The following is a 12,496-nucleotide window of genomic DNA, read 5'->3' on the forward strand; positions in this document are numbered from 1 at the left end:
CGGCAGCCGGGGCCGACCCGCACCCCGTACCCGCCGCCGGGGGCCCAGTCCCGCAGACGCCCCAGCGCCTCCCGGGCCCGCCGGTCCCCGGCTCCCAGATCCAGGACCCCGAGCCCCCCGGCCCGGCCGACCGCCGCGGCCAGCCTGGCATCCGGGCACCCGAAGGGAGTGACACCGATGACGAAGTCGCCGAGCCGGGCAGCAGATCTCATGGCTTCTCCGAAAGCATCGGCGGAGCTGGGTAAAGGGAGATCGTTTCCGGCAGGTGCATCGAAGGTACGGCCTCGGATTTCCGCCGGGTGCGACGCGAGGGATGAATTACACGACGCCTCTGATGGAACGTCAAGAGCGAAGCTACTGCCGGGTTCGTGATCGAGCCGAATCGGTCGGCGTGGGCAAACCGTTCGCTCGCGACAAACAAGGACAGAATCCCCATCCGTGTGTCAATCATCGATTTCCATTCGATGAACGGGCCGATTCGGCCACATGGCGAGGTGACCCGGCCACGGTGCCGCCGAACGGGGGATATAGGGTGCCCGGGTGCGCTGGAAAGATGAATCCGGAACCAAGTGGCGGCTACGACAGCAGAGGTTGGCCTGGCCGCGCCGGGTCAAACCGGAGGCGGCGTTCGAGCACGCCCCGAATCTGGGCGATGACCCGATCTCCGGCATCATCGCCCTGCCCTTCCTGCTCGTCTTCGTCGTGCTGCTGCCCTTCTGGCTGGTCGAGCTCCTGCTGCGGCTGTTGCTGGCCCCCTTGGTCGCCGTGCTCCGGCTGGCCGGCGTCGTCCCCTACCAGCTCAAGCTCTACAAGGCGGGGCGGAGGACCGGGTCATATTCGGCGCATGGCCACGGCGAGCTGGTGCGGCTGCGTTGGCAGCTCGCCGAGACATGGGGCCGGCCCGGGGGCGGTCGCTGACTTCCGGCACGGGGGCGTCCCCTGCGGGGGCGTCCCGTCCGGCACGGGAGCCGGCCGCCGGTACGGGAGCGAGCCGCGGTGCCGGTGGGCCGGGCGGGGCGCGGGCCGGGCCCGGCCGCGGGGGCTCGCCGTGTTCCGCCGTTCGCCGCGAGACACCGCTGATAAAATCCCAACTCCGTTGCCAGGCGCGGGATTGAGGTGGCGGGTTCCCATCGCAAGGGAATTCCGTCGTCCCAATTCCGGGAAGGGGATTCAGTGACCGGTCTCAACAAGGGCCCGAGTAAAGTCCAGGTGTCGCTCCGGTGGGACCCCAGCCCGCTGGGGGAGCCGCCGCACGATCTCGACATCGTCGCGGCGACCTACAACGCGGCGGACCCGTACGGGGAGCCGGCGTACCTGGTGCACTTCGACCGCCGGTCGCCCGACGGCACCATCACCCTGAACAGGGACAGCCAGACCGGCCAGGGCTACGGCGCCGACGAGGTCATGACCCTGGAGCTGGAGCGGCTGTCCACCTCCTACACCCGGGTGGTGGTGGGCGTGGCCATCCAGCAGAGCGGCGGCCCGAAGACCTTCAGTGATGTGGCCAACTGTAGCTTCCGGATAGCCGATGGGATCACTGAACTGGTGAACAGCGGTTTCGTCGGCGCCCTGGGCGCCAAGGCCGCGACGATCGCCGAATTCATCCGGCACGACTCGGGGGAGTGGGAATTCCATGAGGGGATCCGCGGATTCGACGCCGACCCGGAGGAATACTCCGCGCTGATGGGCAAGGACTATTCCTGACCGACGGCTCCCCGCCGACCGTGCGTGGCGGGAGCGTTCGGCCGACGGTCCCTGACGGGGCGGCCTCTTCCCGGATGCGCTCGGGCGCGGCCGGGTTCTATCCTGCCGATGAAGATCACTTCCTGGGGAGGCCACCATGGCGAACGACGCGGACCTGCGCCATCTGCACCGCTGTGTGGAGTTGGCGACCGAGGCGCTGGAAGCGGGCGACGAGCCGTTCGGCTCGGTGCTCGTCGCCGCGGACGGGGCGGTCCTGTTCGAGGACCACAACCATGTGGCGTCCGGTGACCACACCCGCCACCCCGAGTTCGAGATCGCGCGCTGGGCCGCGGCCAACATGACCCCCGAAGAGCGGGCCGCGGCCACGGTCTACACATCGGGCGAGCACTGCCCGATGTGCGCCGCGGCCCACGGCTGGGTCGGACTGGGCCGCATCGTGTACGTGAGCTCCTCCGAGCAGCTGGCGGGCTGGCTCGCCGGCCTCGGGGTCCCCGCGCCTCCCGTGCGGACCCTGTCCATCCGGGAGGTCGTCCCGGGCGCCGTGGTGGAGGGCCCGTTCCCCGCCCTCGCCGAGCGCGTACACGAACTGCACCGCCGCTTCCACGGCTCCTGAAAAAAGCTCCTCAGCCGAGGAGTTCGCGGGCCAGCGCCTCGCCCCACCACCGCTCGACCCGCTCGGGTGACCAGCCGCGTTCCACGGTGAGCACGGTGTAGACGTCGATGTTGCACACGGCTGCGTAGACATCGACCGCGGACCGCACGTCCAGGCCGTGCCGGAGCACTCCGGCCGGCCAGGACGAGAACACCTGCACACGGGTCTCGTCCCCCCGAGCGCGGCCGTCGCGGTAGACCGCCGCCAGCTCCGGCTCGGCGCGGCCCGCCTCGCGCACCAGCGCGATGACGTCGCCCGCGCGCTCGAACAGCCGCCGGTCATAGGCGGCCATCGCTGCCAGCTGACGCGCCGGGTCGGCCGCCGGGTCCTCCAGCTCCACGAGCATCCGCGACGCGTCGGCCGACAGGTCGGCCGCGTCGGCCAGGGCCCGGGTGAGCCCCGCCTTGTTGCCGTACGCCGCGTAGACCGTCGGCACCGAGACCCCCGCCTCGCGCGCCACGTCCCGCACGGTGGTCGCCGCCCACCCCTGGGAGACGAACAGCCCACGGGCGGCGCGGGCGATGTCCGCCCGGGTCTGCTGGGCCTGTGTCGTGCGGCGCACCGAGTCATAGCGACGCCGGTCCGGCTCTGTGCTCATGGGGTGCTCCTTGCCGTCTTTGATTTTACGCTGCTTATAATCAATACATGATACGTCAATCACGCCTGGGGACAGCCATGGCCTTCTCCCGGATCAGCGGCATCGCCGCCCTCGGCTTCGCCTTCCTGATCGTGCTCGGCAATGTGATCACGGTCCCCGCCGGGATGCCGCTCACCGGCGCCGACGTGGGGGAGGTCGACGCCTTCTTCGGCGCGGAGGGCGATGCCGTCGCCGCCGGGTCCGTGCTCACCCCGGCCGCCTGGGTGCTGGCCACGCTGTTCGGCGCGGGCGCGGTGTCCGCGCTGCGCCGGTCCGAGCGCGACCGGGGCGAGGCCTGGTCGGTGGTCGGCTTCGCGGGGCTGGTCCTTCAGAACGCCGCCTTCGCGGCGGTCATAGCGCTGCGCCTCGCCCTCGTCTCGGTGGCCGGGGGCCACGACGGCGCGACCTCGGCGCTGTGGGCGCTGCACGACGCGCTGTTCACACTCAACGGCACCTTCCTGGCGCTCGCGCTCGTCGGCCTGTCCGTGGGCGGCCTGCGTGCCGGGCTGATCCGGCCCTGGCACGGCACCCTGGGGCTGCTGTCGGCCGCGCTGCTGTTCTCCTCGGCCACCCTCACCCCCTGGATCATCGACGAGACCGGGCCGCTCGGCCGCCTCGGTCTCGTCGGCTGGCTGATGTGGGTCGTCTGGCTCCTGGCGTACGGCGCCGCCCTGATTCGACGCCCGCGCTCTTGCGCGACCGAGCCCGTTCGATAGTGTTGAATGTCCCGGTTTGGGGAGTGGGGCGGGATGGCGTGGCAGGAGGGCGTGTCATGGCGCGTCGTGAGAGATACGAACTGGTATTCGTGCATCCGGACGCTTCGGCCCCAGCGGCCGAGGACATCACCGAGGACATCGTGGTGGTGCACCGCACGGACAGCAGCGGCCCGGGCGGACACCCGGTGTACGCGGACGACACCGGCATCGTGCGGGCCGAGATCAGCGACCGCGCCGAGGTCCGGATGCTGGCCAGCGGCGGACACCAGGTGCACTCCTCCACGGTCCACGCCCGTCCGGTGACCTGAGCGCCGCGCACCCCGCGGGCCCGCGCCGTACACCCGTCGGCGGGGGCCCGGTGGGCTCGTCGTGGGCTCGGCGCCGGGGGATTGTCGTACCCAGCCGCTACCTTGCGTCCATGGGATACCGGAGCGCGGTCGTGGACAAGGCGGTCAACGGTCGACAAGGGGTTTTGCGATGAGTGAAGTGCTGGCGACGAAGGGCGCGGCCGAGGCCGCGCCGCAGCTGGAGCGGCACCGGGTGGAGCTCACCGGGTACTGCTATCGGATGCTGGGCTCGGCGTTCGAGGCCGAGGACGCCGTCCAGGAGACCATGGTGCGGGCCTGGCGCGGCCTGGACCGGTTCGAGGGCCGGTCGGCGCTGCGGTCCTGGCTGTACCGCATCGCGACCAACGTGTGTCTGGACATGCTGGGCGGCAGCCAGCGCCGGGCCCGGCCCATGGACCTGACGTCGGTGGCCACGGCCTCCTCGCCCCTGGGCCCGCCCCTGCCGGAGACCGCGTGGGTCGGGCCGGCCCCCGACGGCCGGATCGTGACGGAGGACGGCGACCCGGCCGAGCTGGCCGCCCAGCGGGAGTCGGTGCGGCTCGCGTTCGTCGCCGCGCTTCAGCACCTGGCCCCCCGGCAGCGGGCGGTGCTGATCCTGCGGGAGGTGCTGGCCTGGAAGGCGAGCGAGGTGGCCGAGCTGCTGGACACCACGGTCGCGTCGGTCAACAGCGCGCTTCAGCGGGCGCGGGCCACCATCGCAGCGAGCGGGATCAGCGCCACCGACCCCGTCCAGCCGCTCGACGAGGAGCAGCGCGCCCTGCTGGCCCGGTATGTCGACGCCTTCGAGCGCTACGACCTCGACTCCCTCACCTCACTGCTGCACGAGGACGCCACACTGTCGATGCCGCCCTACTCGCTGTGGATGCGCGGCCACGCCGACATCCGCCAGTGGATGCTGGGCCCCGGCATAGGCTGCTGCGGGTCACGGCTGATCCCGACGGTGGCGAACGGCTCGCCCGCCTTCGGCCAGTACCGCCCCGCCCCGGACGGCGGCCATGAGCCCTGGGCGCTCCAGATCCTCGAAGTGTCAGCCGGCCGGGTCACCGCGCTCAACGCCTTCCTGGACACCCCCCGGCTCTTTCCGCTCTTCGGTCTCCCCGCCCGGCTCGACCCCGCCGACCCCCGGTAGGTCCGCCGTCGGCAGCACGGTGTCAAGCCCGGACCGGGCGAGCAGGGCCCGCAGCTCGCCGCCCGCGCCGCGGAGCAGCAGCCCGTGGCCCAGGCGCCGGGCGGTGAGCCCCAGCCGGGCCAGCGCCTCGAGCACGGCCAGATCCGGCGCGCGCACCGCGCTCAGATCCACGACGACCGGACCGGCCTCCGGGCCGTGGCGCGCCGCCAGTGTGCTCAGGCGCGCGCACAGCCCGGGCACGTCGGCGCGGCCGACCGCGGGGCCGAGGACCAGCACGGCCGGGGCGCTCCCCGCCCGGCCGGCGGGACCGTCGGTGGCCTCCGGCTCCGGTCCATGGGGCGACGGCGTCTCGTCATGAGCGGTCAACGTCCACCTCCTCTCGCTGCGTTCACCCTGGAAGACCGGCCGGCGTACGGAAACTCATCGACCGAGGTGGGAGGATCTGTACATGACGAATGATCGGCCCGGGACGGCGGCCGCCGGGCCTGCCGAGCGGCGGCTGCGGGCGGGGCGGGAGGACGAGGCCGAGGCGCTGAGCGAGCTGGCGCTGAGGTCGAAGGGCCACTGGGGGTACGACGCGGCGTTCCTGGCCGCGTGCCGGGAGGAACTGCGGCTGCGCCCGGGCGAGGTGGCGGCCCGTCGGACCACGGTCGCGGAGCAGGCCGGGCGGATCCTGGGCTTCGCCACACTGGAGGGGGGCGGCCCCGAGGGCGAGCTGGGGCTGCTGTTCGTGGACCCGGAGGCGATCGGCGGGGGAGTGGGGCGGCTGCTGTACCGGCATGTGCTGCGGGAGGCGGGCCGGCTCGGCTTCACCCGGCTGACCATCGAGGCCGACCCCCACGCCGAGGCCTTCTATCTGGCCATGGGCGCCGAGCGGGTCGGCGACGCACCGTCCGGATCCATACCTGACCGGGCGCTGCCGCTGCTGGCCGCCTGGCCCTGACTGCCGGAGCCCTCCTGGGTGGCGGCGTGGACCGGCGGGGCACCGGCCGTGCACATCGGAAACGTCGGCGACTTCAACGCCCAGTTCGCCGACGCCTCGCCCGCGGTGCGGCGGGCCGGGGGCCACTACGCCTGCCTGGCCGCCTTCTACAGCCCGAACCCCCGCATCCTCGTCCTCCCGCGGCAGGTCGAGGACTTCTGGGCGCGGGAGCTGGCGCGCGTCCTGGAGTGGCAGGACACAGAGGTGTACGGCGCGGTCGCGGGCGAGGACGGCGGCGTGATGGAGGGGCTTCTGTCCCGTCCGGCGCTGCTGGAGCGGATCCGGGAGTCCGGTCTGCCGGTGATCCCCTGGGGCCGTACGCCGGAGTCCGAGCGGATGACGGCTCGGCCCGGATCGGCGTCCGGCCCCGGCGAGGCGCTGCGCGTGACGCGCCGTTATGAGTCCAAGGCGGCCGCCCACCGGCTGTTCCAGGCCCTGGCCCCGGCCCATCCCGGCATCGTCGTCCCCGCCCAGGAGCGTGTGACATCGCGTCGGCGGGTTGCCCGGGCGCTCGCCGCCCGAGCCGCCGCCGGCGCGTCGGTGGTGGTCAAGGCGGAGTACGGGGTGGGCGGCTTCGGCACCACCGTGGTGACGCCCCGCCAGGCTGCCGAGGCCGGGGGCGCCCGGGCCCTCGCCTCACGGGTGGCGCGGGGCACCGTGCTGATCGAGGAGTACGTCGATGGATCCGGCTCCGACCCCCTCCGCAATCTGACCTTCGACGCCCTGGTCGACGACGAGGGCGAAGTCCACCCCGTGGGTGCGGGCGTGATGGACATCGACGGGACCAGCTACCAGGGGGTCACCGTCGGCCCCGGCGTCGTCCCCGACGCGCCGGCCGAGGTCGCCGGGCGGTTCGCGGCGGCCGTGGGCCGGGCCCTGGCCGTCGAGGGCTACCGGGGCTGGTACGACGTCGACTTCGTCAGGGACCGGGCGGGCCGGCTCGCCCCCGTCGAGATCAACCTCCGGCTCACCGGCCCGGCCGTGGCGTTCATGATCCAGGCCAGGCTGGCCCGGCTCCGGGGCGGCCGGCCCGTCGTACGGACCCTGGACCGGCTGCCGCTGGGGGCCCGGCTCCCGGCCGCGGCACTGGCCGGCCACCTCGACGAGTTGTCCCGCCGGTGCCGCGCGCTCGGGGTGACGCTGCTGCCGACGGTGGTGACGGCGGCCTTCGAGCCGGACCCTCACGTGGGCGTGGCCCTCGCGGCCCGAACCCCGGCCGCCCTCGACGCGGCGGAGGCAGTGGTGCGCTCGGCCAACGACGCCCTGGGCCGGATGTTCCTGGACACCGGCGTCAGCTCCGGTCCGTCTTCCCGGGCCGCGCCGCGACGAACGCGACGACCACGGCGCCGGCGATCATGAGCGTGACGTTGAAGGCGTAGACGAGGGCGGCCTGCCGCGCCCAGTCCGTCTTGGCCGCGAGCCGGTAGTAGTTGTCCTGCGGCCACCACGCGATCAGCAGCCAGGCCACCGCGAGGTGCGCGGCGCTCGTCAGGGCGGGGGAGCGCCCGTGGCGGGCCACCAACGGCCGCCCGGCGAACAGGAATCCCATCCCCAGCCCGAAGGCCAGCGACTCACCGACGTACAGCCCGGTGAACAGCGCCGCCCAGGGGTTGGGAACGAGCGACAGATCGGTCGAATACGGCCACAGGGCGTCGGTGAGAACCCAGGACACGAAGGAGAAGAACACCGTGAGCGCCGCGATGGGGCCCCATATGCCGCTCCCCTCGCCCCCCTCGACCGACAGCGTCCCCTTCCCGCCCGACGCGCGCCGTTTTGAATCGCGCCGCGCCGGCTGCGGAAGGGCGCTCCGGTCGAGCTTGCCGGCCCGGGTGCGGGGCAGCGAGGCCACCCGTACCACCGCGCGCGGGGTCCGGGTGGACGGCAGCCGGGTGGCCAGAAACAGCCTGAGCTCGCTCGGGTCGACCTCGCCGCCGTCCACCGGGGTGACATAGGCGGTCAGGGTCTTGTGGCCCTCGGCGTTCTCGACGCCGGTGACCAGGCACTCCCCGACCGAGGGATGCCCGCGCAGCACCGCCTCGGCGTCGGCGTGCGAGGCCACGCGCCCGAGGTGTTCGAGACCTCCGTCGTCGCGCACCCGGCCGCGGTCGCCGGTGCGCAGGTAGCGACTGGCGGTGAAGGCCGGGCCGTTGAGATAGCCGCGGCCCACGACCGTTCCCTTGATGCCCAGTTCACCCCGCGCGCCCCAGGCGGCGGGCGCCCCGCCCCGGCCGAGCACGGCGACGGCGGCGCCGGGGAACGCCGTGCCGATCGGCGAGACGCGCTCCGGGTGGTCGGTGACCGTGGGCCGGTCGGGCAGCTCGAAGTACGTCCCCGCCCCGGCGGCCTCGGTCACGCCGTAGACGTTCAGGAGCCGCACATGCGGCCCCAGGGTCCGGCGCAGGGCCTGGAGTTCGTCCAGATACCAGCTGTCGCCCGAGACCGCGATCAACCGGACGTCCCCGAGGTCCGCGCCCCGCGAGCGCAGATGCCGGTGCAGACCCCGGACGGTGGGCACGTCGCACGCCACGACGGTCACCGACCGGTCGACGATCAGCCGGTGCAGCGGGGCGGCGTCGCCCGCCCGGTCCAGGTCCTCGTCCCGGCCCGCCGACACCAGCGTGCCGCCCGAGCACAGCGCGCGGACCCAGTCGCCCGTGAAACCGGCGAACTCCGAAGGGGTCGTCTGGAGATGCCGGTCCTCGGGGGAGAGCCGGTACACCACTCGCCACCCCTCGTACGCGCTCACCAGATGGCGGTGTTCGAGCAGTACGCCCCTGGGCATCCGCCCGGCCGCGCCGGAGGTGTACAGCACACAGGCCAGGTCCGAGGCGCCGGCCCGGGCGTCCAGGGGCTCCGCGGACCGGCCGGCGACGGCCTCGGCCTGGGTGTCCAGGCAGATCACCGGCCGGCCCGAGCGGACCGTGTCGGACACCATGACCCGCAGCGACTCCCGGGTGATGGCGGCGAACAGCCCCGCGTCCGCGAGCACATGCCGCAGCAATGACGGCGGCGCGCTCGGCTCCACGGGCACATAAGCCCCGCCCGCCTTGAGCACCGCGAGCATCGCGGTCAGGACCTCGGCGTCGCGGCCCAGGCAGACCGCCACCAGCCCGCCCTTGGGCAGGCCCGCCTCCCGCAGATGCCGCGCCAGCCGGTTGGCCCGCTCGTCCAGTTCACGGTACGTCAGCGGGTCCCGGCCGTGGACGACGGCGACCGCGTCGGGGGCGCGGCGCACATGGGCCTCGTACAGCTGGTGGACGCACCTCGGCCGGCGGGCGGCGGAATGCGTGGATGTGGGCGGCTCCTGCGGCATGACGTGTCCCCCGGCGTCGTCGGTTCGGCCCTGGGCCCGACCTGTGATCATGCCCAGGGCCGCGCTTCCGCACAATGGCACGCCGTACCGGCGCCGGGTGGTTGCGCCGGGGGATGGGTCAGTTGTTCTGGATGAACTGCTGGGCCAGGCCGTCGCCGACGGAGACCGCCTTGTCGTGGTTCTCGATGGGCGACACCGAGGAGTTCTTGAAGAGGATGTACGTCACCCCCGAGTCCGTGCCGCCGGTCTCCGGGTCGGGGTCGATCCCCAGGGCGTTGGCCGTCGCGTAGGACGCTTCGCCGATGATCTTGGTGGGTCCGGTGTCGCCGACCACGGCGTACTGCACCTTGTTGTTGTAGATGACGGCGACCACGCCGCCGCCCTTGATGCCCGCCTGGCTGTAGTTCCAGGTGGAGCTGGCGCTCGGCACCACGACGTAGGGCAGCTTGTCGGCGATGAGCGGCTTGCCGTCCGACTGGTGGAAGGCGGTGTCGTCCTGGAACCACGGGTCGGTGTCCCCGTTGCACCGCGAGGTGACCTGGCCGTCGCAGTCGATGTCCATGTCGGCCTTCCAGAAGACCGCTCCGTTGGCGCCGCAGACCGGGATGGTGGCCGAGGTCTCGTCGTCGGTGCGGTACTTGCCGTTGGATATCTGCGAACAGCTCTGCACCTTGGCGAGTAACTGGGCCGCCGTGACCGTGCCTTCGTTGGCCGACTTGGGGGCCGGTGCCGGGCCCCGGGTGGCGGCACCGGCGCCCGTGGTGACGGAGACGGCCAGCAGACCGGCGCCGGCGAGCGCGAACGCGAGTCGCTTACGCATGACACACCCCTTTGTTAGGAACCTTTCCTAACCTCCCCTGCACTGTGGCGACTTGATAAGATCATGTCAACTGTCGGGCGCGGATCGCCCTCCGCGCACGGCCCGTTTATCCCAACTCGCCCGCGATCTCCCGGACGCGGCCGCGCACCCCGACCTGCCCGGCACCGCGCTGCTCGTCCTCGGCTCAGCGGCCCTGCTCAACGGCGTCATCGAAGGACCCGAGCGGGGCTGGACCTCGGCCGCCGTCCTGGGCGCGCTCGGGGTGGCCGCCAGGGCACCGTGTTCTCACGGGGCCCTGGCGGAACACGCGTCCTCCCCTGGTTCCGGGAGGCGCCGCGATGAGCCCGCTGACGGCACGCCACCGAGGTGGCGGAAGGGGCTGGGTCAGGGCGCGACGGCGCGCAGCAGCGGGAGGAGTCGGGCCACCTCGCGCGCCACCGCGTCGCGGGCCTTGGCGACATAGCGGCGCGGGTCGACGGCCTCGGGGTGCGCCGCCAGATGGTCGCGGATCGCCCGCGTGTAGGCGACGTTGAGGTGGGTGGCGATGTTCACCTTCGTCAGGCCCGCCTCCACCGCCCGGGTCAGATCCGCCTCGGGCACCCCGGAGGAGCCGTGCAGCACCAGCGGCACGGGCACGGCGGCGCGCAGGGCCGCCACCAGCCCGAGGTCCACCACCGCCGCCTTGACGACCATCGCGTGCGAGGTGCCGACCGCGACCGCGAGCGCGTCCACGCCGGTCGCCGCGACATAGGCGGCGGCCTCGGCCGGGTCCGTACGGGCCCCCGGCGCGTGGACGCCGTCCTTCCCGCCCACCTCTCCCAGCTCTGCCTCCACCCACACCCCGTGGGTGTGGCAGTCGGCGGTGACCTCGGCGGTGGCCGCCACATTGGCCTCGTAGTCCAGCGCGGAGGCGTCGAACATCACCGACCCGAACCCGAGCCCCACGGCCTCCCGCACCAGGGTCGGCTCGGTGGCGTGGTCCAGGTGCACGGCGACCGGCACCCGGGCCGCGGTTGCGACCTCCACGGCCGCGCGCCCGATGGCGGCCAGCGCCCCGTGGTACCGCACGGCGTTCTCGCTGATCTGAAGGATGACCGGCGCCCCGGCCGCCTCCGCCCCGGCGACGATCGCCTGGGCGTGCTCGATCTGGATGACGTTGAACGCCCCCGCGCCGAGCCCCGCCCGTACGGCCGGCCCGACGATCTCGCCGGTCGCCACCAGCGGCATGGTCCGGCTCCTTCCGCTGCTCGTCGATCTGCTGGTTCGGTGTTCTGGTGTTCCGGTGTTCTGGTGTCGCGGTCAGCCGAGGATCACCGAGCGGGTCAGATGCCGGGGGTGGTCCGGATCGAGGCCGCGCGCCTGGGCGATCGCGACGGCGAGCCGCTGCACCGCCACCAGTTCGGCCACCGGATCCCGGCCGTCACCCACCAGCCGGCCGCCGGTGGTCGCGATCTCCTCCTCCAGGCCGGAGGGGCCCTCGCCGAGCCACCACACCACGCTCTTCGGACCCGTGACGCTGATCGGACCGTGCCGGAACTCCATCACCGGATAGGCCTCGGTCCACGCCCCCGCCGCCTCGCGCATCTTGAGCGCGGCCTCCTGCGCCAGCCCGTACGTCCAACCCCGCCCGAGGAAGGTGAACTGCTCGGCCTCGAGCAGGCCGTCGGCCACCGGAGCGGCGAGCGCCGCGCGCCCGTCGGCCTCCAGCCCGTCCAGCGGCGCCCCCAGATGGGCTCGCAGCAGCACGAGTTCGGTGGTCGCGAAGCGGGTCTGTACGACGGACTCCTCGTCGGCGAAGTCGAGCAGCACCACCGAGTCCGCCACCTCGGTGACCGGGGAGCCGGGCACGGCGGTGACCACCGTGGTCGGCGCGGTGCCGCGCAGCCGGCCGAGGAGTTCGAGCACCTCGGTCGTGGTGCCGGACCGGCACAGCGCGAGCACCCGGTCGTAGCGGCGGCCCGCGGGCATTTCCGAGGCGGCGAACGCGTCCGTCTCGCCCTGGCCCGCCGACTCGCGCAGCGCCGCGTACGACTGGGCGATGAACCACGACGTGCCGCACCCGACCACGGCGACCCGCTCGCCCGCCCGCGGCAGCGCCTCCCGCACCGCTCCGCCCGGTTCCCCGACCAGATCCGCGGCGCGGCGCCAGCAGTCCGGCTGGCTGGCGATCTCGGCCTCGGTGTAGCTCATACGGCT

The 12,496-nt window shown here is 73.2% G+C and carries 15 protein-coding genes; 8 read left to right on the forward strand and 7 right to left on the reverse strand.

Going from position 1 to position 12,496, the window contains the following annotated elements:
• The coding region (locus ABTY62_RS29460; protein WP_352132446.1) for a hypothetical protein at positions 1 to 212 on the reverse strand (212 nt) is incomplete at its 3' end.
• A gap of 328 nt (positions 213 to 540) precedes the next feature.
• Between ABTY62_RS29460 and ABTY62_RS29465 the strand changes: the two genes are divergently transcribed.
• The 3 genes from ABTY62_RS29465 to ABTY62_RS29475 all read left to right on the forward strand — a co-directional run bounded on the left by ABTY62_RS29465 (position 541) and on the right by ABTY62_RS29475 (position 2,317).
• Complete coding sequence (locus ABTY62_RS29465) at positions 541 to 918, forward strand: hypothetical protein (RefSeq protein WP_352132447.1); 378 nt, start codon at positions 541 to 543, stop codon at positions 916 to 918.
• A 255-nt stretch (positions 919 to 1,173) separates the two neighbouring features.
• Positions 1,174 to 1,704: a TerD family protein gene (locus ABTY62_RS29470; RefSeq protein WP_352132448.1), complete on the forward strand. Its 531-nt coding sequence runs from the start codon at positions 1,174 to 1,176 to the stop codon at positions 1,702 to 1,704.
• A gap of 136 nt (positions 1,705 to 1,840) precedes the next feature.
• Complete coding sequence (locus ABTY62_RS29475) at positions 1,841 to 2,317, forward strand: nucleoside deaminase (RefSeq protein ID WP_352132449.1); 477 nt, start codon at positions 1,841 to 1,843, stop codon at positions 2,315 to 2,317.
• Between the two features lie 10 nt (positions 2,318 to 2,327).
• Here ABTY62_RS29475 and ABTY62_RS29480 read toward each other — a convergent pair whose 3' ends face one another.
• A complete protein-coding gene (locus ABTY62_RS29480; protein ID WP_352132450.1) occupies positions 2,328 to 2,954 on the reverse strand; it encodes a TetR/AcrR family transcriptional regulator in 627 nt (208 codons plus the stop codon).
• A gap of 47 nt (positions 2,955 to 3,001) precedes the next feature.
• On the opposite strand from ABTY62_RS29480, the gene ABTY62_RS29485 reads away from it, so the two are divergent.
• The 3 genes from ABTY62_RS29485 (at position 3,002) to ABTY62_RS29495 (ending at position 5,185) form a co-directional block, all read left to right on the forward strand.
• Positions 3,002 to 3,709: a 2-oxoglutarate/malate transporter gene (locus ABTY62_RS29485; protein ID WP_352132451.1), complete on the forward strand. Its 708-nt coding sequence runs from the start codon at positions 3,002 to 3,004 to the stop codon at positions 3,707 to 3,709.
• Positions 3,710 to 3,765: 56 nt separating this feature from the next.
• Entirely contained in the window at positions 3,766 to 4,017 is a 252-nt protein-coding gene (locus tag ABTY62_RS29490) for a DUF6296 family protein (RefSeq protein ID WP_352132452.1), read from the forward strand.
• A 169-nt stretch (positions 4,018 to 4,186) separates the two neighbouring features.
• Positions 4,187 to 5,185: a sigma-70 family RNA polymerase sigma factor gene (locus tag ABTY62_RS29495; protein WP_352132453.1), complete on the forward strand. Its 999-nt coding sequence runs from the start codon at positions 4,187 to 4,189 to the stop codon at positions 5,183 to 5,185.
• Here the strand turns inward: ABTY62_RS29495 and ABTY62_RS29500 are convergent.
• A complete protein-coding gene (locus ABTY62_RS29500) occupies positions 5,084 to 5,551 on the reverse strand; it encodes an STAS domain-containing protein (protein ID WP_352132454.1) in 468 nt (155 codons plus the stop codon). The genes ABTY62_RS29495 and ABTY62_RS29500 overlap by 102 nt on opposite strands.
• An 82-nt stretch (positions 5,552 to 5,633) precedes the next feature.
• Here ABTY62_RS29500 and ABTY62_RS29505 point away from each other — a divergent pair, with 82 nt between their 5' ends.
• Complete coding sequence (locus tag ABTY62_RS29505) at positions 5,634 to 6,128, forward strand: GNAT family N-acetyltransferase (RefSeq protein ID WP_352132455.1); 495 nt, start codon at positions 5,634 to 5,636, stop codon at positions 6,126 to 6,128.
• 18 nt (positions 6,129 to 6,146) lie between these two features.
• Positions 6,147 to 7,526 carry an ATP-binding protein gene (locus ABTY62_RS29510; protein WP_352132456.1) on the forward strand — a complete coding sequence of 460 codons (1,380 nt, stop codon included), beginning with the start codon at positions 6,147 to 6,149 and terminating at the stop codon, positions 7,524 to 7,526.
• On the opposite strand, the gene ABTY62_RS29515 is transcribed toward ABTY62_RS29510, so the two are convergent.
• From ABTY62_RS29515 to ABTY62_RS29530, 4 genes are all read right to left on the reverse strand, one after another.
• Complete coding sequence (locus ABTY62_RS29515; RefSeq protein ID WP_352132457.1) at positions 7,459 to 9,480, reverse strand: AMP-binding protein; 2,022 nt, start codon at positions 9,478 to 9,480, stop codon at positions 7,459 to 7,461. The genes ABTY62_RS29510 and ABTY62_RS29515 overlap by 68 nt on opposite strands.
• 118 nt (positions 9,481 to 9,598) lie before the next feature.
• Entirely contained in the window at positions 9,599 to 10,300 is a 702-nt protein-coding gene (locus ABTY62_RS29520) for a glycoside hydrolase family 75 protein (RefSeq protein WP_352132458.1), read from the reverse strand.
• A 384-nt stretch (positions 10,301 to 10,684) separates the two neighbouring features.
• Complete coding sequence (locus tag ABTY62_RS29525) at positions 10,685 to 11,527, reverse strand: class II fructose-bisphosphate aldolase (protein WP_352132459.1); 843 nt, start codon at positions 11,525 to 11,527, stop codon at positions 10,685 to 10,687.
• Positions 11,528 to 11,599: 72 nt separating this feature from the next.
• A complete protein-coding gene (locus ABTY62_RS29530; RefSeq protein ID WP_352132460.1) occupies positions 11,600 to 12,490 on the reverse strand; it encodes an SIS domain-containing protein in 891 nt (296 codons plus the stop codon).
• Positions 12,491 to 12,496 lie beyond the last annotated feature (6 nt).

It is taken from the genome of Streptomyces sp. NPDC097640, assembly GCF_040302705.1.
Taxonomy (GTDB): domain Bacteria; phylum Actinomycetota; class Actinomycetes; order Streptomycetales; family Streptomycetaceae; genus Streptomyces.

Coding starts and splice junctions, on each gene's coding strand:
- ABTY62_RS29530 (WP_352132460.1), bottom strand. CDS start 12,490: ATGAGCTACACCGAGGCCGAGATCGCCAGCCAGCCGGACTGCTGGCGC.
- ABTY62_RS29505 (WP_352132455.1), top strand. CDS start 5,634: ATGACGAATGATCGGCCCGGGACGGCGGCCGCCGGGCCTGCCGAGCGG.
- ABTY62_RS29485 (WP_352132451.1), top strand. CDS start 3,002: ATGATACGTCAATCACGCCTGGGGACAGCCATGGCCTTCTCCCGGATC.
- ABTY62_RS29520 (WP_352132458.1), bottom strand. CDS start 10,300: ATGCGTAAGCGACTCGCGTTCGCGCTCGCCGGCGCCGGTCTGCTGGCC.
- ABTY62_RS29490 (WP_352132452.1), top strand. CDS start 3,766: ATGGCGCGTCGTGAGAGATACGAACTGGTATTCGTGCATCCGGACGCT.
- ABTY62_RS29475 (WP_352132449.1), top strand. CDS start 1,841: ATGGCGAACGACGCGGACCTGCGCCATCTGCACCGCTGTGTGGAGTTG.
- ABTY62_RS29480 (WP_352132450.1), bottom strand. CDS start 2,954: ATGAGCACAGAGCCGGACCGGCGTCGCTATGACTCGGTGCGCCGCACG.
- ABTY62_RS29495 (WP_352132453.1), top strand. CDS start 4,187: ATGAGTGAAGTGCTGGCGACGAAGGGCGCGGCCGAGGCCGCGCCGCAG.
- ABTY62_RS29515 (WP_352132457.1), bottom strand. CDS start 9,480: ATGCCGCAGGAGCCGCCCACATCCACGCATTCCGCCGCCCGCCGGCCG.
- ABTY62_RS29525 (WP_352132459.1), bottom strand. CDS start 11,527: ATGCCGCTGGTGGCGACCGGCGAGATCGTCGGGCCGGCCGTACGGGCG.